Consider the following 18,391-nt stretch of genomic DNA (forward strand, 5'->3'; position numbering starts at 1 on the left):
ACAAAAAGTTAGTTCGATAGATAAACAAACTTTTTGGGAATATAATTTATCTCTATTTAACGGGCAGTTGACTCTCACCTGGAGACTAGAAGAGATGAGGGATAATGTCTGACTGGTACAACTAATAAGCAGTGGAGGATGGAAAAACACACTGATTGAAGATTCCCTTTATTTTATAGTAGGATATCTGTAAAAAGAAAGCTAAACTTTTTTGAAGTAGTCTATTCATTACAAGAAATAAAAGTATGTTAATTTGTCGTTTATAGTATCTATTAAATTATTAAACAACTTTGTTTAGTCAGTAGACAAACAAAGTTGTTGTTGATATAATAAGTTCAAATACTAAAGCTGAAAGGAGAAAGTATATAGGAAATTTCCTATAATTTTTTCAGTGTTTTGTAAGCGGTAACAAAATGAAGGATTTCAAAGTACTTAAATTAAGTAGGAGGAAACTCACATGACTTATTTTCAAAATATTAGCAAAATCAAGTATGAAGGCCCAACATCAAAAAATCCATTTTCATTTAAATACTACAATCCAGAAGAATTGGTTAATGGAAAAACAATGGAAGAAACACTGCGTTTTTCTGTAGCTTATTGGCATACATTTACTGCAGACGGATCAGATCCATTTGGTGTAGGTACAATGATAAGACCTTGGGATCAATATAAAGGATTGGATTTGGCGAAAGCACGTGTAGAAGCAGCATTTGAATTGTTTGAAAAACTTAATGCACCTTTCTTTTGTTTCCATGATTCTGATATTGCTCCTGAAGGCAATACATTAAAAGAAACATATGACAACCTTGATCCAATTGTTTCTATGATTAAGGAATACATGAAAACAAGCAAAACAAAACTGCTTTGGAATACTGCCAATATGTTTACACATCCAAGATATGTACATGGCGCTGCAACAACAAATAATGCAGATGTTTATGCGTATGCTGCTGCAAAAGTTAAAAAGGGACTTGAAATCGGAAAAGCGCTTGGTGCAGAAAACTATGTATTTTGGGGCGGTCGTGAAGGATATGAGACCTTATTAAATACAAATATGAAGCTAGAACAAGATAACTTAGCTCGTTTCTTCCATATGGCTATTGACTATGCAAAAGAGATTGACTTTAATGTACCTTTCTTAATTGAACCAAAACCTAAAGAGCCAACAAAGCATCAATATGATTTTGATGTTGCAACAGGACTTGCTTTCTTGCAAAAATATGATCTGCAAGATTACTTCAAATTTAATATTGAAGCAAACCATGCAACGCTTGCTGGCCATACATTTGAGCATGAACTAAGAGTTGCCCGCATTAATGGAATGCTTGGATCTGTAGATGCAAACCAAGGAGATACACTAATCGGCTGGGATACGGATGAATTCCCGACAGACTTATATTCTACGACATTAGCAATGTATGAAATTTTATTAAATGGAGGTCTCGGCAAAGGTGGATTGAACTTTGATGCTAAAATCAGAAGAGCATCTTTTGAACCTGAAGATCTTTTCCATGCACATATTGCTGGAATGGATGCATTTGCTATTGGCCTAAAAGTAGCGAATAAACTTTTGCAAGACAGAGTATTAGAAGATGTAATCGCTGATAGATACAGCAGCTTTAAAGAAGGAATCGGTTTAGAAGTGGTAGAAGGAAAAACAGATTTCCGCAAGCTGGAAGAATATGCATTGCAGCTTGGAGAAATCAAAAATGTCTCTGGCAGACAAGAAAGATTAAAAGCAACTGTGAATCAATATTTATTAGAAACATTATCTACTGTTTCTGTATAACAAAAAATTAGAATTAATATCATCATAGAAGTGTGCTGGAAATGTAAAAAGTCCAGCACATTTTTTGAATCAAAGAAAAGAGGGGAATGAAATGAAATACGTTATTGGCATTGATCTTGGAACAAGTGCGGTTAAAATATTGCTTATAAATATGGCAGGAGAGGTTAGCTGTGAAGTTTCAAAAGCATATCCTTTAATTCATGAAAAATCTGGATACAGCGAACAAAATCCAGAAGAATGGATAGAGAAAACAATAGAAGGCATTTCTGAACTTCTGCAAGAGTTTAATGGAGATTCAAGAGATATTGAAGGCATCAGCTTTTCCGGACAAATGCATGGTCTTGTGTTGTTAGATAAAGAAAACAATGTATTAAGAAATGCTATTCTTTGGAATGATACAAGAACAACAGAGCAATGCCGGCAAATTTATGAAACTGTTGGCAAAGAGAAATTACTCGCTATTACAAAAAATCCTGCGCTAGAAGGTTTTACATTGCCTAAACTTTTATGGGTGAAACAATATGAGCCAGAAATTTTTGAACAAGCAACTGTATTTATGCTGCCTAAGGATTATCTTCGTTTCCGCTTAACAGGTAAAATATATAGCGAGTATTCAGATGCAGCAGGAACACTTCTTTTAAATGTAAGTGAGAAAAAGTGGAGCACTGAAATTTGTGATCTATTTGGATTTCAGCTAGATATTTGTCCTCCCTTAGTAGAATCTCATGATTTTGTTGGAGAAATTAATTCAGATGTCGCAAGTAAAACTGGTTTAGCAGAATCAACAAAGGTTTTTGCAGGTGGTGCTGACAATGCTTGCGGCGCGATAGGATCAGGAATCTTGTCTGAGGGCAGGACATTATGCAGTGTCGGTACATCAGGAGTTGTCCTTTCCTATGAAGAAAAAAATGACCAAGATTTTCAAGGGAAGGTCCATTATTTTAACCATGGGGAAGAAAATACTTATTATACAATGGGGGTAACATTAGCCGCAGGCCATAGTTTAAGCTGGTTTAAGGATAACTTTGCACAGCATGAAAATTTCGAAAATTTATTAAATGATGTTAATTTGGTGCCAATTGGTGCAAATGGACTTCTATTTACCCCATATTTAGCTGGTGAAAGAACGCCATATGCGGATGCGAATATTCGTGGCAGCTTTATTGGAATGGATGCTTCCCATAAAAGAAGCGATTTTGTTCGGGCTGTACTGGAAGGAATTACATTTTCACTGAATGAATCGATTGAGATCTTCAGAGAAAACGGCAAAAAAATTGATACGGTTATATCCATAGGAGGCGGAGCAAAAAATGAAACGTGGCTGCAAATGCAGGCAGATATTTTTAACGCTAGAATCGTTAAACTTTCGAGCGAGCAGGGGCCTGGAATGGGAGCAGCAATGCTCGCAGCATATGGAGCTGGCTGGTTCTCTTCATTAAAGGAATGTGCAGAAAAATTTTTGGAATCAGTAAAGACTTATAATCCTGTGACTGAGAATGCAGAACAATATCAAAAGCTGTTCCGGATATACAAACAAGTCTATCAGCAAACAAAGTCAATTAATGATGAATTGCTAGAATTTAGAAAGTAAAATGTGCAGCCGATATGGAGGGGGGATGAAATACAGAGATTTAGGGAGTGCAAGAATTAAGGTCAGCGCATGGGGGAAAAATAAATGATGATGAAGCATTAAGGGACAATAGAGCTATTTAAAAATATATCTATTTGTAGTTTATCCTTCTTTCACTAAGGGTTCGGGCATTAGTTCAATAAAATAATAAAGCCTAACACTGCAACAAGTATTAGAACAGGCTGCCGACAAATAGTTCGCTTTCTTCGTTGTTTTCCTTGCTCGGGTGCTTATTACCTGCCTTGATAACTCAGTTCTTCCTAAGGCTTCAAGACTTAAAAGACAAATGTTTTTGATTACCTTGAAAAGTTAGCAAAATAAACTTTTTCTATATCCTGGGGAGCTGTCCAATAAGTCAATTTTTTCGGCTGTTGGATGCTCCTTTTCATATGAAAGAATGTTGGTACATCACCCTCCTTGTTTTTTAGACTTCAATGGATTTGTCCTCTTGAGACAGCCTCTTTAATTAAATTATTTGCTTTTTGGTGTTCTTTTTAGAAGAGAAATGATTTTTATTAGTTCTCCAATCTTCCATTAGGCTGTATAAGATAAAAGAATTGACTTGTTAAAACCTAAACTAAAACACTTGCAGACATATAAAAATGAATACAGGAATAATATTAGGATGGTAAAGAATCTTTCTAAAATGGTATAAGGGGTGTGGGATGGAGATTAGAGGAAGTGAGGGAATTGGCGATCGTTATATAAGGTCCACTTTTCAGTCGCTTGTTCAGGCTATTATTCCATCATCTCTTATTATTGCAAAAGCATTAGGGCCTGTTCAAGTGCCAGGAGCATTGGAACTTAAAGTTTATAAATATGTTATGTGGGTGTTGGACCATTCTATCGCTCTTCCGGCAAAGATGAAAATAAATCTAACATCTATGACGAAGTCAACTGTTGAACTGCTCGATCTGGGTGCGGTTCAATTAGTCCAGACTGCTCAAAATGTGTATCCCCTTCATATAAATGAATTTCCTGATGGCGGACCATTCTCTAAATTATCGCCAGTTGACCGGCTAAGAGCACTTGCCCTCTTAGAGTGCTGTGAATGGAGTTTGGAAAAGGTAAGTCCTCCTTATCAAAATAATCCGGGACTTATTCCAAATATGATAGATGTAATAAATCAACTCACATTATTTGGCTTCTATTCGGAATGGACCGGATACGGAACAACAGAGCAATTTTCTCCTGAAATGAGAAGAGTCGAATATTTTCCAACGGGATGGATCCTTTCCCATTATCCAGGCCCATCTTTTGCTTACCGTGATTTTCGTGGTTTTTTAGCATATATGCCAAATAAAAAGGAGAAAAACTAATGGAGAATCAGGATGTGATTGTCATTGGAGCAGGCGGTGGCGGAGCCGTTATAGCAAAGGAATTGGGAGAAAAAGGATTAAAGGTATTGGTGCTGGAAGCTGGTCCATGGTATGGAAACAAAAAGTGGCCCATCCCAAATGGAGAGCCCGGAGATCAATTTAGTTCTTCAACGGCTGATTTGGATATAAATTTATATAAACAATTATTAAACAAGTATGAAATGAATATGAATGATTTGGTTTCCGGAAGGTTTCGTTGGGGGCCAGCAGATCGAAGCCGTGCTCAATGGTTTCGAAATATAAAGCAAAAGGCAATGATCTGGCAATGCGCTGGTGTCGGGGGAACAACTCAAATCTATACGGCGAATTGTCCCAGGGCATATCCAATGGCTATAAATGATAGATGGCCCCTTTCTTATCGGGAACTTATTCCTTATTATGAAAAGGTTGAGGCTACATTGCCTGTAAACTTTGCCGCTGTAACTGCCAAAGAAGAATTATTTTATTATGGAGCTAAAAAGATGGGCTGGCCTATGATACCTACATTAGATGTGATAGTGCCTGGGTATAGATCGCAGCCGAATGCTATTTTACCTCCTAATGAAAATATTACCAATCCAAATATTTCTGATGAGCAACTTTCTTGGATGGAAGGCTGTACACTTGCGGGACACTGCATCAATGGTTGTCCACATGGACCATCTATGGATAAAGTGGCAAAACGTTCAACAAATGTCAGTTATGTTCCTCTTGCCTTAAAGACTGGAAATGTCAGCATACATCCTAATGCTTTTGCCGTGAAAATACTAACTGAAAAGAGTAGCTCTAATAAGCTGAGGGCCAATGGCGTAAAAATAAGGAACACATGGACGGGAGAACAAGAAGTCATAAGAGCAAAGATTGTTGTTATGGCTTGTGGAAGTATAGAAAGCCCGCGTTTATGGTTAAATTCAGACTTGCCGGAAAATCCTTGGGTGGGGAGAGGATTAGTAAATCATTATATGGACTGGCTAACCGGAATTTTTGATGAAAAAGATTTAATTTCTATTCTGGGTACCACTGATATTAATCCCTTTGTCGGAAATACATGCGGGGCAAGGTTGGATTATCCAGGATTAGGGGCATTGCAGTCAGTTGGGATGAGTCCTGGATTAACGGCTTCTTTTCATGGATTGAGTGAATCTGGATACTCTTTCTTATACCCGCCCAAACAGAATGTTCCATGGAATATAGAAGGTCGTTCTTTTGGATATGAATTAAAAGAGTTGATGGATTCTTACCGAAAATCATTAAGTATATTAGTAACTACTGATGATGAAGTTGATCAGCGAAACGGAGTTACTCTCGATCCATTAATCAGCGATGAAAATGGCTTTGTTCCTGTAATAAGCTATACGCCTACCAAACAATCTATCAAAAAACGCAGTGAGCTGGTTAAAATAGCAGCTGATCTTTTACGAAAAGCAGGAGCAAAAAAAATCATCAGATCCAATTGGTCGCCAGGCATGATGATTCATATAGAAAGCACAATGAGAATAGGTCACGTAGTGGATGAGAATTGTGAAGCATTTCAAGTAAAGCGGCTGTATATTGCTGACAACAGCGTACATTTCAATAGTTTAGGCGGAGTAAATCCAACCCTTACAACACAAGCCTTGGCTGTACGAACAGCTGAAAAGCTATTTGAAAATTATTTTTGTTAGCATGTTTTTTATCAAAATGGAAAAAATACCATCATAACAAATTATATCTGAAGATCGGTGGGATTTTTAAAAATGAAACTATTTGAAGTGATTCATGATGCATTTGAACCCTTTTTGGATGGAGAGAAAAGACCATTAAATGTAATGGAGGTTTCCAACCTTTGGTTTTTTCTTTTAGGAACGGAAACGACGATGCGTAATGAGGAACTTGCTGACAACCTAGTTGAGGATCCAGAATTGAGAAAAATAATAAGGGATATAACAACATCGGTACATGCACCGATGAGAGACGAGCTTAAAGATTTCCTAATGAAAGAAGGCATTCAATTACCCCAATCGACTCCAGAAAAACCTCTTGGAGATTTTCATAATATACCGGAGGGGGCTAAATTAAATGACGAAGAAACGGCTAATTTAATGTCCTATAATCTTGCGATGGGAGTAAATTATGCAGCCAAAGGACTTACGGAATCCATTCGCGCAGATGTTGGATTGCTTTTTTCCAAATTTATCTTGAAGAAGACTATTGCTGGCTTAACCGTTAAACAATATTTAGATCAGCATAAATGGCTTCGTATCCCGCCTTATTATAAAGCTTAGAAGAATATTTATGAGTTTTCAAAGATCATCAGAGATTTGTAGGATTTTTAATAATTAGTCTTCTAATTGATAGATAAAACACTTATATTTTTCTTTTTGTAGCATATACTCTTTTTCGAGAGTTCATCAGTATACCTTATCTTTCTTAGCAGAAATCAAAAAATGACAAGCTTTAATAAATCCCTAGTCATATATTAAACAGATTAAAAAATAAATAACTAAAAAAAGATAAGGGGGACTGTCTATAAATGTTATATGTACAGTCCTTTTTTATTCAATATTGTCAGGGCTTATTCCACCTTTAAAGCGAGTTGATGATGATTTGTTGTATAAAACAGATATTTCTTTTTGTCTGTAAATTGAACTTTAGCTTTAGAGTGTGGTATTAGTATATGAATTTTATGATACTCTTTATAGCGGAAAAAGATGCTGTAAACGGTGGAGCTGAATGGTTGAAACCAAGATATTGGCAATTTTACAACTGCATTTTCAAAGGATACAGCTGAAAGTTTAACAGAGAATTCATTATCTATAGCTTTTCGATCACGGAACAGTAATTCAGCGGAAGTGTCTAGAAAATCACCAGCAATCTTAAGATGTAAATGAAATTTATTATCTAATATATATATTTTGATAACTTCTGCATACATTGGAATCGGAATTAAATGATAAGGTTCCATTAAGGGAGATATCATACATGCCTTATTTTTTTTAATAACATATTGCTTGATTTTTTCTTCCTTATGCCATTTGAAAAGTTCCTCTATCTTTTTATACTGTTTCTTTTGAAAAAGCTCGTAGCAAATATGATTAATTGGCTCGTTAACATAGTTTGCAACATCTTCATTAAGCTTTGCAGTTTTGTTTAATATGCTGCGAAATGTTCGTATGTAAGCAATCCTTTTGAAAAAATCTTTTGTCTTTATTCGGTAGGATGAGTCATCGCTTCGTAATGTATAGTATCGGTGCATAAACTGGTTAAAGCAATCAAATTCATATAAGCGGTTCATCACCATCTGTTTTAATTCTGGCTCCATTTTTTTTTGGTGAAAATAATGCATCACTTTCATATTGCAATGCATTTTTTTTAGAACATTGGTTTGTTTGGTTAAAGAGTGGTCGTTATCATCTGAACGGTTTAAATAATAAACCGTGCTAGTTGTAGTAGAAATTTTTTTTGCATGTAAAAGATAGTCGATAAAAAACTGTTTGTCTTCCGCGTATTTCATTTCAGGAAAGGTGAGATTATGCTTCTTTACAATACTAGATTTAATCATTCTTGCTCTTGGACCTAAGTGATGAAAAATATGTGGAATAGAGGATGGTGACACACTTCGTCTATCTATACATGATTCATGTTCTGCCATCACTTTTGGCTGCTTCATTCCCATTTTTATTGTTCTGCCAACTACATAATCATCGCCCGTTTCTTCTAATACAGAATATAATTTTTCTAAACCTGTTTTTTCCAGCCAATCATCTGCATCAAGAAATGTTAAATATGGAGAAGTGGCTAACTCCATGCCAAGATTTCTAGGGAATGCTGGAGTTCCTGTATTGCTTTTTAAAAAAGCAAGAGTGATAGAGGGATATTCTTCTGCATACTTTATTAAAATATTGCGAGTGTTGTCTGTTGAGCCATCATCTATAAGTATATATTCTAGATGATCATGGCCGATAGACTGGTTTAACACAGATTCTACAGTGTGATGGATGTTTTTTTCATTATTAAAAATCGGTGTAATAATAGAAACCAATGGCTTTTGCGAGGTACGATTATGCTGAATGATTTCATATGCCATTTTTTTTGCTTTAGGCTTTAGATTATTACGTAAATTAAAAGGAATAATATTCATTGTGACCCTTTCTTTCTCCATATAGTTATTCTCCATTATTTATAGATTTTTCTGTAGCTATACATGAACGGATGAATTCTTTTGCAATATATGGTTAGTTGAACCAATCTGGTTTCCCAACTAAACTTCTCTTGAATACTCTAATCCTTGTCTTATTGCCTGTTAATCGGCGACAAATGGAATATTATAGTGAAATTCTCCCTGGAAAATTGGCCATATAGTATAATAAAATTATTATCTATATTATGGAGGGAATCATGACAACGATCGCAGATATAGCAAAACTTGCAGGTGTTGCAAAAAGTACAGTTTCCCGTTACTTAAATGATGGCTCTGTTAGCGAAGGAACCAAAAAGAAAATAGAGAGAGTAATTAATGAAACGGGTTATACTCCTAATGCTTTTGCACAAAGTTTAAAAGCAAAAAATACAAATATAATTGGCACAATTGTTCCAAGATTAGATTCTTATGCTACATCTCGAACATTAATTGGAATTGACGAACAATTAAAGGAACTAAATTATCAAATGTTAATTTCTAATTCCAATCAGCATTTGGAAACAGAAATAGAAAATATTTATACATTAGCAAAACAAAAAGTTGCAGGCATTATCCTGCTTGCGGCAGAAATAACAGAAATGCATTTGGAAGCATTCGCTAAAATAGATGTTCCGGTTTTATTAGTAGGACAGCAGCATGAACATATATACAGTGTGATTCATGACGATTATCATGCAGCATATGAAATGGGAAAATATATTTTGGATAAAGGGCATAAAAAAATCGCTTACTTAGGTGTAACAGAAAAGGATATTGCTGTCGGAGTGAAAAGAAAACAAGGGTTTAAAGAAAGCATGAAATCTACTTCAGACTGTGAAGTGAAGTATTATGAGACAAGCTTTAATATCACTGAAGCTCTTGAAAAGGTTCCGGAAATTATTGATTCGTTTCAACCGTCCATCCTGGTTTGCGCTACTGATAATATTGCACTTGGTGCGATGAAAGCAGCATCTATAAAAGGATTAAATATACCTAAAGATTTATCAATAACAGGATTTGGAGGTTATGAAATTACTGGCATGATTCATCCCGGTTTAACGACAGCTAAATTCTTTTATCAGGAAGCTGGTCAACTTGCGGCAAGGAGCATTGTAAAACTAGTTCGGCAAGAAGAACTGGAATTATTAAATGTTTCAAGTTTTCAATTAATTTTCAGAGAAAGCGTTGACAGTATAGTTTAATTATCCTATAATCGTGTTGAAACCGGTTCCTATTATCGGTTTCAATAAAAAAGACAAAAAAGGAACCGGTTCCTTAAGGTTTTGTTATTATATAAATATTTTTTTAGTTGTATTAGAAACCGGTTCCATTCTTACATTATATTTGAGGAGGATTGTTATGAATTATCAAGAAATTGCTAAAGAGATACTGGCAAGCATAGGCGATAAAGAAAATATCAGCGCCGCAGCTCATTGTTCAACAAGACTACGATTAGTGTTAGAGGATGAAAGCAAAGTAGATCAGCAAGCGTTGGATCAAATGGACGCAGTAAAAGGAACATTTTCTACCGGCGGGCAATTCCAGATTATTTTAGGCGCAGGAATTGTAAATGAAGTATACAAAGAATTAACGAAACTAACTGGTATTTCAGAGATGTCCACAAGTGATGTGAAAAGTGCCAGCAGCAAAAAGCTAAACCCGCTTCAACGCTTTGTAAAGATGCTTTCTGATATCTTTGTACCTATTATTCCAGCAATTGTTGCAGGCGGTTTGTTAATGGGAATAAACAATGTATTAACGGCACAGGATTTATTTATTGACGGTAAATCCCTTGTTGATGCTAACCCAGGTTTAACAGATTTAGCTGCACTTATTAATACTTTTGCAAACGCTGCCTTTGTATTTTTGCCAATCTTAATTGGATTTTCAGCGACAAAAAGATTTGGGGGTAATCCATACTTAGGTGTAGCTTTAGGAATGCTGATGGTGCATCCAGATTTATTGAATGGCTACAATTACGGAGCAGCTACTTTGAGTGGAGATGTTCCTGTTTGGAAAATATTTGGATTTGAAATAGAAAAAGTAGGATACCAAGGTACAGTTCTGCCAGTATTAGTAGCATCTTTTATTTTAGCCCAGTTAGAAACCTATATTCGAAAAATAACACCATCTGCGTTAGATAATTTATTAACACCGTTGCTTTCCATTTTTATTACAGGAATTTTGACCTTTACATTAGTAGGACCGCTTACTAGATCAGCAGGAAACTTATTAACAGATGGCTTAGTATGGTTATATGATTCTACTGGATTTATTGGTGGAGCAATCTTTGGTTTAATTTATGCACCAATTGTTATAACAGGAATGCATCATAGTTTCATTGCAGTTGAAACACAGTTGCTGGCTGATATTGCTAAAACAGGAGGATCTTTTATTTTCCCGATAGCAGCAATGTCCAATATTGCTCAAGGTGCTGCAACACTTGCGGTATTGCTTCTAACAAAAGACCAAAAAGTAAAAGGAGTAGCTTCAGCAGCAGGCATCTCTGCATTATTGGGAATTACAGAGCCGGCGATGTTTGGAGTAAATTTAAAGCTTCGTTATCCATTTATAGGAGCCATTATTGGTTCTGCGGCAGGTTCTCTATTTATTTCCATGCTTAAAGTAAAAGCAATTGCATTAGGTGCAGCAGGCTTGCCTGGAATTATTTCGATCAAACCAGGATCAATCATTGCTTATGTGATTAGTATGGCAGTTGCATTTGTTGTTGCATTTGTGGTTACTATTTTCCTTGCAAAACGAGATGCAGTGAAAACGGCAAATGGAGTGAACGGTAAAGCAGCTTAATACTAAGAAGATATTACTCAAAATAAATTTTATATAACTTAAAAGGGAGAATACTATTTTCTCTCTTTTATTTTAAGGAGCGATTTGGATGGAATGGACGAAAGAACAGCGATATCGTCGACTGGAAGAAGTGAGTGAAAAGGAATTAACAGACTTAAAAAGAGAGGTAACAAACTGTTCATGGAGGCAAACATACCATATTCAGCCGAATACAGGACTTCTGAATGATCCAAATGGATTTTCTTTTTTTAATGGAGAATATCACTTATTTTATCAATGGTTTCCATTAGGACCTGTTCATGGATTAAAGTATTGGTATCATATGAGTTCAAAAGATCTTGTCAATTGGCAAGATCAAGGAGTTGCCATTAAGCCAGAGAATTATTATGAAAGCCATGGAGCATACTCTGGAAGTGGCATTGTTCATAATGATTTACTTTATTTAATGTATACAGGGAATACAAGAGATGAAAACTGGATAAGGCATCCGTATCAATGTATGGCTATTATGGATAAAAAAGGCCAGATTAAAAAATTAGACAATCCTGTTATTACACAAGTGCCGGCTGGATATACAGATCATTTCCGTGATCCGAAAGTTTGGAAGGAGAATGATTTATTTTATGCGGTCCTAGGAATTCAGCGAAAGAATGAGACAGGATGTATTGTATTATATGAATCACCTGACTTGTTGGAGTGGCAGCTTTTAGGAGAAGTGGATACTGGTTTAAATGATTTTGGATATATGTGGGAATGCCCAGATTATTTTGAATTAGATAACCATGGAGTACTTATCTTTTCTCCACAAGGTTTAAAGCCGACTGGTGATATCTATCAAAATATCTATCAGTCAGGCTACTTGTTGGGAGAACCTTTAGATATTAAAGATAAAAGTTTACATCATACTGGCTTTACAGAGCTTGATCGCGGCTTTGACTTTTATGCACCACAAACTGCAACGGATGAGAAAGGACGCAGAATTCTAGTCGGTTGGATGGGGCTTCCAGAAATTGATTATCCAACAGATAGAAATGGATGGGCTCATTGTTTAACATTGCCAAGAGAGTTATCTGTAAAAAATAATAAGTTGGTACAAAAGCCAGCTGCAGAACTAAAGTTATTGCGTAAAGATGAGCAGTCTAAAAAGGCTGTTCTTACTAGTGAAAGAAAATCATTGGAAGGTTTTAACGGGAAAACTTATGAAATGTCAGCTACATTTCATTCTATTGATGCATCATTAGTAGGAATTGAATTTCGTGCAACGAATAATGGGGAAAAGACAGTTATCATGTACAACAGTTTAGAAAAAAAGGTAATATTAGACCGCACCGATGCAGGAGAACCATTTGCTTTAACTAATGGAACGATTAGAAAATGCCATTTAGATGCTGCTGCAGTAACATTCCATCTTTTTGTAGATGTATCTTCCGTGGAAATTTTTATAAACGATGGTGAAGAAGTATTTACAAGCAGAATATTTCCAAGTGAAGGGAGCGAAGGAATTGTATTTTTTGCAGAAGAAGGAGGCTGTGCAGTTGAAGCGACGATGTGGCAAATCTAGATGGTGAAAAGGGGAGATAGGATGAACCGCTTATTTTCAATAGGAGAAGTATTGATTGATTTTATTCCTTTAGAAAAAGGAAAGGCGTTAAAGGATGCCATTGCTTTTGAACGAGCTCCAGGCGGGGCACCAGCGAATGTTGCTGCAGCGGTTGCAAAATATGGAGCAGAGGCTTCGATGATAACGAAATTAGGCAATGATGCCTTTGGTGATTTTTTATTGGAGCAACTGATAGAAGCAGGAGTTCAAATAGATAAAGTTTCAAGAACTTCTCAAGCAAATACTGGACTTGCATTTGTTTCCCTGCGTGAAGATGGAGAAAGAGATTTTTCTTTTTATCGAAATCCTTCTGCTGATTTATTATTAGCAGAGGATGAAATAGATCAAAGTTGGTTTAGCCCAGGGGATATATTGCATTTCTGCTCTGTTGATCTTGTTGATAGCCCCATGAAAAAAGCACATATTGCTGCAATTGAAGCAGCAAAAAATAACGGGTCATTAATAAGCTTCGATCCCAATGTACGTTTACCTCTTTGGAATAATCCAGAAGACTGTCGAAAAACGATAGTAGAATTTATTCCAAAAAGCCATTTAATCAAAATTTCTGATGAAGAGTTGGAATTTATAACGGGGATTACAGATATAGAGGAAGCTATTGCATCGCTATTTGTAGGAGAAGTAAAAGCTGTTATTTATACGAAAGGTGCAGATGGTGCGGTTCTTTTTGTGAAGGATAGTAGATATGCTTCTAGCGGCTATTCTGTAGATGTACAAGATACCACTGGTGCTGGCGATGCCTTTATAGGGGGATTTTTATATCAATTGCTTAAAAAAGGAGCAAATCAATCGAATGTAGTAGATATTATCAGTCAATATCATAAAGAAATATTAGCATTTGCTAATGCAAGTGGAGCGTTAACTACGACTGGAAAAGGTGCTATATCTTCACTGCCAACGAGAGAAGCTGTTTTGGAGCTGGCTGCTAAAAATAAAATTGCAACTACTTAATTAGAGTTTATCACACATTAAAGGGCTTTTGCCCCCAACCTAAGAGATGATAAGATAAGATGAGAAATCTAGGTGAGTAGAAACTTCCTGAGTAAAAGCCTGATTGAAGCTTCGCTTTATAAGCTTTTAGAAGTATAATCATTAATTCAACTAAATGGATGTGTTTCTTCTAAAAGCTTTTTATTATTTTGAAAAATAATGGGCAAGGACAATTGACACTTGATAGAGGATAGATTACAATTACAATGTAAACGGTTACTTTAGTAGTTGATAGTAATCTTAAAAAAACTATGTTAAATAATCTAACAAAACAAATGCTTTTTTTCTTATCTTTTAATAAGATAAGAATTACTTATAGAGTAACTGGTATAGACATCTAGTTATATAGTTATTTGTACTATGAGTGAAATAGGAAAGGAAATGACAATGAAACAAAAAGACAGAAAATCCATGCTGCTTTCCAATGTTTTTATTTATACAGAAGAAACTATCATTTCTCGCGGCTATTTAAAAATAGTAGATGGTTTGATTGAATCATATGGTTCAATTGAGGAGCTATCTGCTGATAAAAAGCGAGTAGATAAAATAGTAGAGTTTCCTAATTCCTATAAGCTAATTCCTGGTTTGATCGATATTCATATACATGGCGCATATAATGCTGATGTAATGGATGGAACTCGCAAAGCTTTAGAAAAGATGGCAGCGACTTTGCCGAAAGAGGGAACGACAAGCTTTTTGGCAACAACGATGACTCAAGAAGAGCAGGAAATTGAATCAGCTTTAAAAAATGCAGCTGCCTATATCGCAAGTCAAACAAAGTTTGGAATGGCAGAAGTATTGGGAGTTCATTTAGAAGGTCCATTTATTACATCAGCTAAAGCAGGGGCACAACCGCTTCACGCGATTAAAAAACCAAATGTGGAATTATTTAAAAAGTGGCAGAACATTGCAGGAAATCACATAAAATTAGTAACGCTAGCACCTGAAGAAGAAAATGGCCTAGATTTAGTTGCTTATTTAAAAGAAACAGGTGTTGTTGCATCAATGGGCCATACGGATGCTCTTTATGAAGATGTTTTGAGAGGAATAGAAGCAGGAGTAAGTCATGTTACCCATTTGTATAACGGAATGAGAGGATTGCATCATCGTGATCCAGGGGTTGCTGGAGCAGCTTTGCTTCATAAAGAATTACTGATTGAAATGATTGTAGATGGCATTCATATTCATCCACAAGTTGTCAATCTTACGTATCAGCAAAAAGGAAAAGAAGGCATTGTTCTAATAACGGACAGTATGCGTGCCAAATGGATGGATGACGGCGTTTCATCATTGGGCGGACAAAAAGTGATAGTGAAAGATGGAAAAGCATTATTAGAAAATGGTTCACTTGCTGGAAGTACGTTGAAAATGGATGAAGGAGTACGCAATATCATGAACTATACAGGATGTTCTTTGGAAGATGCTGTTTATATGGGCTCCTATAATCCAGCCAAACAATTGGGAATACTTCATAAAAAGGGTTCGATAAAAAAAGGCAAGGATGCAGATTTAGCTATATTAAATAAAGACAATGAAGTAGTAATGACTATTTGCAATGGAGAAATTGCTTATAACAAATTGGAGGAGATGTAAATGAAACTAATTGAAACAGCAAACTATGAAACGATGAGCCAAAAAGCAGCTGCATTAGTAATCCAACAAGTAAAAAGCAAACCAAACACAGTGTTGGGCCTTGCGACAGGGGGAACTCCTGTTGGAATGTATCAATATTTAAAAGAAGATTATGAACAAAATCAGACATCTTATCAAAATGTGCATACAGTAAATTTAGACGAATATGTCGGTTTATCAAAAGAAGACCCTAAAAGTTATGCGTACTATATGAAAAATCATTTATTTAAGCATATTCACATTCCAATTGAACAGACTTTTTTGCCAGCTGAAGAACAAGGAGACAAATATGAGGAACTAATTGCATCACTTGGCGGCATTGATTTGCAAATACTTGGAATTGGCGAGAATGGCCATATTGGTTTTAATGAGCCTGGTACACCATTTGCTTCTAAAACAGGAATCGTTCAATTAGCGGAGTCTACTAGAGAAGCAAATGCGAGATATTTTTCTAGTATGAATGAAGTGCCTACACATGCTATTTCGATGGGGATTTCGACCATTATGCAAAGTAAAAACATATTACTGCTAGTTTCAGGCAGCAAAAAGGCAGAAATTCTTTATAGGGTGTTAACAGAGGATGTCGATGAATCTTTGCCAGCATCTATATTAAAAACACATCCTAATGTCACCATCATAGCAGATCAAGATGCGTTATCTGTGTTAAAAGAAAAAGAAGGAAGTGTTTTTCGTTGATTATCAAGGATTCACATATTCCGATCTACTTCCAGCTAGAAACAGAGATAAAAGAACTGATTAAAGATTTGAAGACAGGTGATCCAATAAGCTCGGAAAGAGAGTTTGCAGAAAAGTATGATATTAGCAGAATGACGGTGAGACAGGCTATTAATAATTTAGTAAACGAAGGCGTATTGGTTCGGAAAAGAGGAAAAGGAACGTTTGTTGCTGCCCCTAAAGTAGAGCAGCCTTTATCTGGATTGACAAGTTTTTCTGAGGATATGCGTTCAAGAGGAATGACTCCTCAAACAAAAATACTTAATTTTCAAGTGATTCCTGCTGATAGAAATACAGCAGGGAAATTAAAAATAGAAGAGGGAAGTCTTGTTTATGAAGTGCGCAGATTAAGGCTTGCCGATAATATTCCAATGGCACTTGAAACATCTTATTTGCCATGTGATTTAATTAAAGGCTTAACGAAAGAAATTGTTCATGCTTCTCTCTATGAATATGTAGAAAACTCATTACAGCTAAAAATAAGCCATGCGACACAAACATTAGAATCATCTCTTTCACAAAAAAATGAAAGCCCCCTATTAGAGTTAAAGGATGGATCTCCTGTACTGCTTATTGAAAGATATAGTTATTTGGAAACAGGTACTCCTTTTGAATATGTAAAATCAATATATCGTGGAGATCGCTATAAATTCGTAATCGATATGAAGAGGGGACAAGAATGAACAAACAAAATGCTACAGAACAGACAAACCAGGAGAGTGTTCAGTTAGATGAATGGAGTTCATTAGAAATTATTCAGTTTATGAATCAAGAAGATGAAAAGATAGCGAAAACAGTGAATGAAGCCCTGCCGATTATTGCGCATGCAGTAGATGCGATTGCAGAAAGGTGGAAAATGGGGGGCAGATGTTTTGTAGTTGGTGCAGGTACAAGTGGCCGTTTAGGAATGGTCGATGCAGTTGAATTGGGGCCGACTTTCTCTATTGAACAAGATCGCTGGATTGGTCTTGTAGCTGGGGGAAAGGAAGCGATGCTGCAATCGCTAGAAGAAACGGAAGATGATGAAAAAGAAATTATCGCAGAATTAAAGCGTTACTCTTTTGGAGAGTCAGATATCGTTATAGGAGTCACAGCAAGCGGATCTACACCATTTGTTCTTGCCGCCGTTCAATATGCGAATGAATTGTCCGCTTTAGCGATAGGCATCAGCAATAATAAAGATACAGCACTTTCAGCTATTTGCGATTATGGCATTGAAGCAGCAACAGGAGCGGAAGTAATCCGAGGGTCAACTAGATTAAAAGCAGGGACCTCTCAAAAAATGATATTAAATATGCTGTCTACCGCAACAATGGTTCGCTTAGGAAAAGTCTATCAAAATGAAATGGTAGATATGAAGCTTATTAATAAAAAATTAGTGAAACGTGCTGTTCAAGCACTGATGAACATAACGGATATTCCAGAACAAGCTGCTTTGAATGCACTGATGGAAAATGCATTTGATTTAAAGTCTGCCCTTTTTACGGTGCTTACAGATGGAACAACTAAAGATGCATCTTATTATTTGGCGCAGACAAATGGACATTTAAAAAAAGCAGTTCAGCAATATTTAAAGAAAGGAGTGTAGGAGCAGCAAAGGTGGAATATTGGAAAAATAATAACGTATGTGATTCATAAAATGAAATATAATGCAGCAGGATTATTCAGTAGT

At 35.9% G+C, this 18,391-nt stretch carries 14 protein-coding genes; 13 read left to right on the forward strand and 1 reads right to left on the reverse strand.

Going from position 1 to position 18,391, the window contains the following annotated elements:
• Positions 1 to 457: 457 nt before the first annotated feature.
• From xylA to CWS01_RS01830, 5 genes are all read left to right on the forward strand, one after another.
• A complete protein-coding gene (xylA, locus tag CWS01_RS01810) occupies positions 458 to 1,789 on the forward strand; it encodes a xylose isomerase (protein WP_101175328.1) in 1,332 nt (443 codons plus the stop codon).
• A 91-nt stretch (positions 1,790 to 1,880) separates the two neighbouring features.
• Entirely contained in the window at positions 1,881 to 3,380 is a 1,500-nt protein-coding gene (xylB, locus tag CWS01_RS01815) for a xylulokinase (protein ID WP_101175329.1), read from the forward strand.
• Between the two features lie 704 nt (positions 3,381 to 4,084).
• A complete protein-coding gene (locus CWS01_RS01820; protein ID WP_101175330.1) occupies positions 4,085 to 4,738 on the forward strand; it encodes a hypothetical protein in 654 nt (217 codons plus the stop codon).
• Positions 4,738 to 6,441, forward strand: a complete 1,704-nt coding sequence (locus tag CWS01_RS01825; protein ID WP_101175331.1) for a GMC family oxidoreductase N-terminal domain-containing protein — start codon at positions 4,738 to 4,740, stop codon at positions 6,439 to 6,441. Before CWS01_RS01820 ends, CWS01_RS01825 begins: the two co-directional genes overlap by 1 nt.
• A 72-nt stretch (positions 6,442 to 6,513) precedes the next feature.
• Positions 6,514 to 7,041: a DUF3231 family protein gene (locus CWS01_RS01830; RefSeq protein WP_101175332.1), complete on the forward strand. Its 528-nt coding sequence runs from the start codon at positions 6,514 to 6,516 to the stop codon at positions 7,039 to 7,041.
• 290 nt (positions 7,042 to 7,331) lie between these two features.
• On the opposite strand, the gene CWS01_RS01835 is transcribed toward CWS01_RS01830, so the two are convergent.
• Complete coding sequence (locus tag CWS01_RS01835) at positions 7,332 to 8,918, reverse strand: glycosyltransferase family 2 protein (protein ID WP_157827517.1); 1,587 nt, start codon at positions 8,916 to 8,918, stop codon at positions 7,332 to 7,334.
• A 236-nt stretch (positions 8,919 to 9,154) separates the two neighbouring features.
• On the opposite strand from CWS01_RS01835, the gene CWS01_RS01840 reads away from it, so the two are divergent.
• From CWS01_RS01840 to murQ, 8 genes are all read left to right on the forward strand, one after another.
• On the forward strand, positions 9,155 to 10,138 hold the full coding sequence (locus CWS01_RS01840) for a LacI family DNA-binding transcriptional regulator (protein WP_101175334.1): 984 nt from the start codon (positions 9,155 to 9,157) through the stop codon (positions 10,136 to 10,138).
• A 157-nt stretch (positions 10,139 to 10,295) separates the two neighbouring features.
• Complete coding sequence (locus tag CWS01_RS01845; protein ID WP_101175335.1) at positions 10,296 to 11,744, forward strand: sucrose-specific PTS transporter subunit IIBC; 1,449 nt, start codon at positions 10,296 to 10,298, stop codon at positions 11,742 to 11,744.
• 88 nt (positions 11,745 to 11,832) lie between these two features.
• A complete protein-coding gene (locus CWS01_RS01850) occupies positions 11,833 to 13,305 on the forward strand; it encodes a sucrose-6-phosphate hydrolase (RefSeq protein ID WP_101175336.1) in 1,473 nt (490 codons plus the stop codon).
• A gap of 21 nt (positions 13,306 to 13,326) precedes the next feature.
• Complete coding sequence (locus CWS01_RS01855; RefSeq protein ID WP_101175363.1) at positions 13,327 to 14,313, forward strand: carbohydrate kinase family protein; 987 nt, start codon at positions 13,327 to 13,329, stop codon at positions 14,311 to 14,313.
• Between the two features lie 426 nt (positions 14,314 to 14,739).
• Complete coding sequence (gene nagA, locus CWS01_RS01860) at positions 14,740 to 15,945, forward strand: N-acetylglucosamine-6-phosphate deacetylase (RefSeq protein ID WP_101175337.1); 1,206 nt, start codon at positions 14,740 to 14,742, stop codon at positions 15,943 to 15,945.
• Positions 15,946 to 16,680 (forward strand): glucosamine-6-phosphate deaminase, encoded by a 735-nt coding sequence (gene nagB, locus CWS01_RS01865; RefSeq protein WP_101175338.1) that lies wholly within the window; start codon positions 15,946 to 15,948, stop codon positions 16,678 to 16,680.
• Complete coding sequence (locus CWS01_RS01870; protein ID WP_101175339.1) at positions 16,677 to 17,402, forward strand: GntR family transcriptional regulator; 726 nt, start codon at positions 16,677 to 16,679, stop codon at positions 17,400 to 17,402. Before nagB ends, CWS01_RS01870 begins: the two co-directional genes overlap by 4 nt.
• Positions 17,399 to 18,307, forward strand: coding sequence for an N-acetylmuramic acid 6-phosphate etherase (murQ, locus tag CWS01_RS01875; RefSeq protein ID WP_101175340.1), 909 nt, complete (start codon positions 17,399 to 17,401; stop codon positions 18,305 to 18,307). Before CWS01_RS01870 ends, murQ begins: the two co-directional genes overlap by 4 nt.
• The last annotated feature ends 84 nt before the right edge of the window (positions 18,308 to 18,391 follow it).

This window comes from Niallia nealsonii, from assembly GCF_002835805.1.
GTDB lineage: Bacteria > Bacillota > Bacilli > Bacillales > Cytobacillaceae > Niallia > Niallia nealsonii.

What these genes read in the sequence shown, in the direction of transcription:
- xylA (WP_101175328.1), top strand. Translation starts at nt 458, where the DNA reads ATGACTTATTTTCAAAATATTAGCAAAATCAAGTATGAAGGCCCAACA.
- xylB (WP_101175329.1), top strand. Translation starts at nt 1,881, where the DNA reads ATGAAATACGTTATTGGCATTGATCTTGGAACAAGTGCGGTTAAAATA.
- CWS01_RS01820 (WP_101175330.1), top strand. Translation starts at nt 4,085, where the DNA reads ATGGAGATTAGAGGAAGTGAGGGAATTGGCGATCGTTATATAAGGTCC.
- CWS01_RS01825 (WP_101175331.1), top strand. Translation starts at nt 4,738, where the DNA reads ATGGAGAATCAGGATGTGATTGTCATTGGAGCAGGCGGTGGCGGAGCC.
- CWS01_RS01830 (WP_101175332.1), top strand. Translation starts at nt 6,514, where the DNA reads ATGAAACTATTTGAAGTGATTCATGATGCATTTGAACCCTTTTTGGAT.
- CWS01_RS01835 (WP_157827517.1), bottom strand. Translation starts at nt 8,918, where the DNA reads ATGGAGAAAGAAAGGGTCACAATGAATATTATTCCTTTTAATTTACGT.
- CWS01_RS01840 (WP_101175334.1), top strand. Translation starts at nt 9,155, where the DNA reads ATGACAACGATCGCAGATATAGCAAAACTTGCAGGTGTTGCAAAAAGT.
- CWS01_RS01845 (WP_101175335.1), top strand. Translation starts at nt 10,296, where the DNA reads ATGAATTATCAAGAAATTGCTAAAGAGATACTGGCAAGCATAGGCGAT.
- CWS01_RS01850 (WP_101175336.1), top strand. Translation starts at nt 11,833, where the DNA reads ATGGAATGGACGAAAGAACAGCGATATCGTCGACTGGAAGAAGTGAGT.
- CWS01_RS01855 (WP_101175363.1), top strand. Translation starts at nt 13,327, where the DNA reads ATGAACCGCTTATTTTCAATAGGAGAAGTATTGATTGATTTTATTCCT.
- nagA (WP_101175337.1), top strand. Translation starts at nt 14,740, where the DNA reads ATGAAACAAAAAGACAGAAAATCCATGCTGCTTTCCAATGTTTTTATT.
- nagB (WP_101175338.1), top strand. Translation starts at nt 15,946, where the DNA reads ATGAAACTAATTGAAACAGCAAACTATGAAACGATGAGCCAAAAAGCA.
- murQ (WP_101175340.1), top strand. Translation starts at nt 17,399, where the DNA reads ATGAACAAACAAAATGCTACAGAACAGACAAACCAGGAGAGTGTTCAG.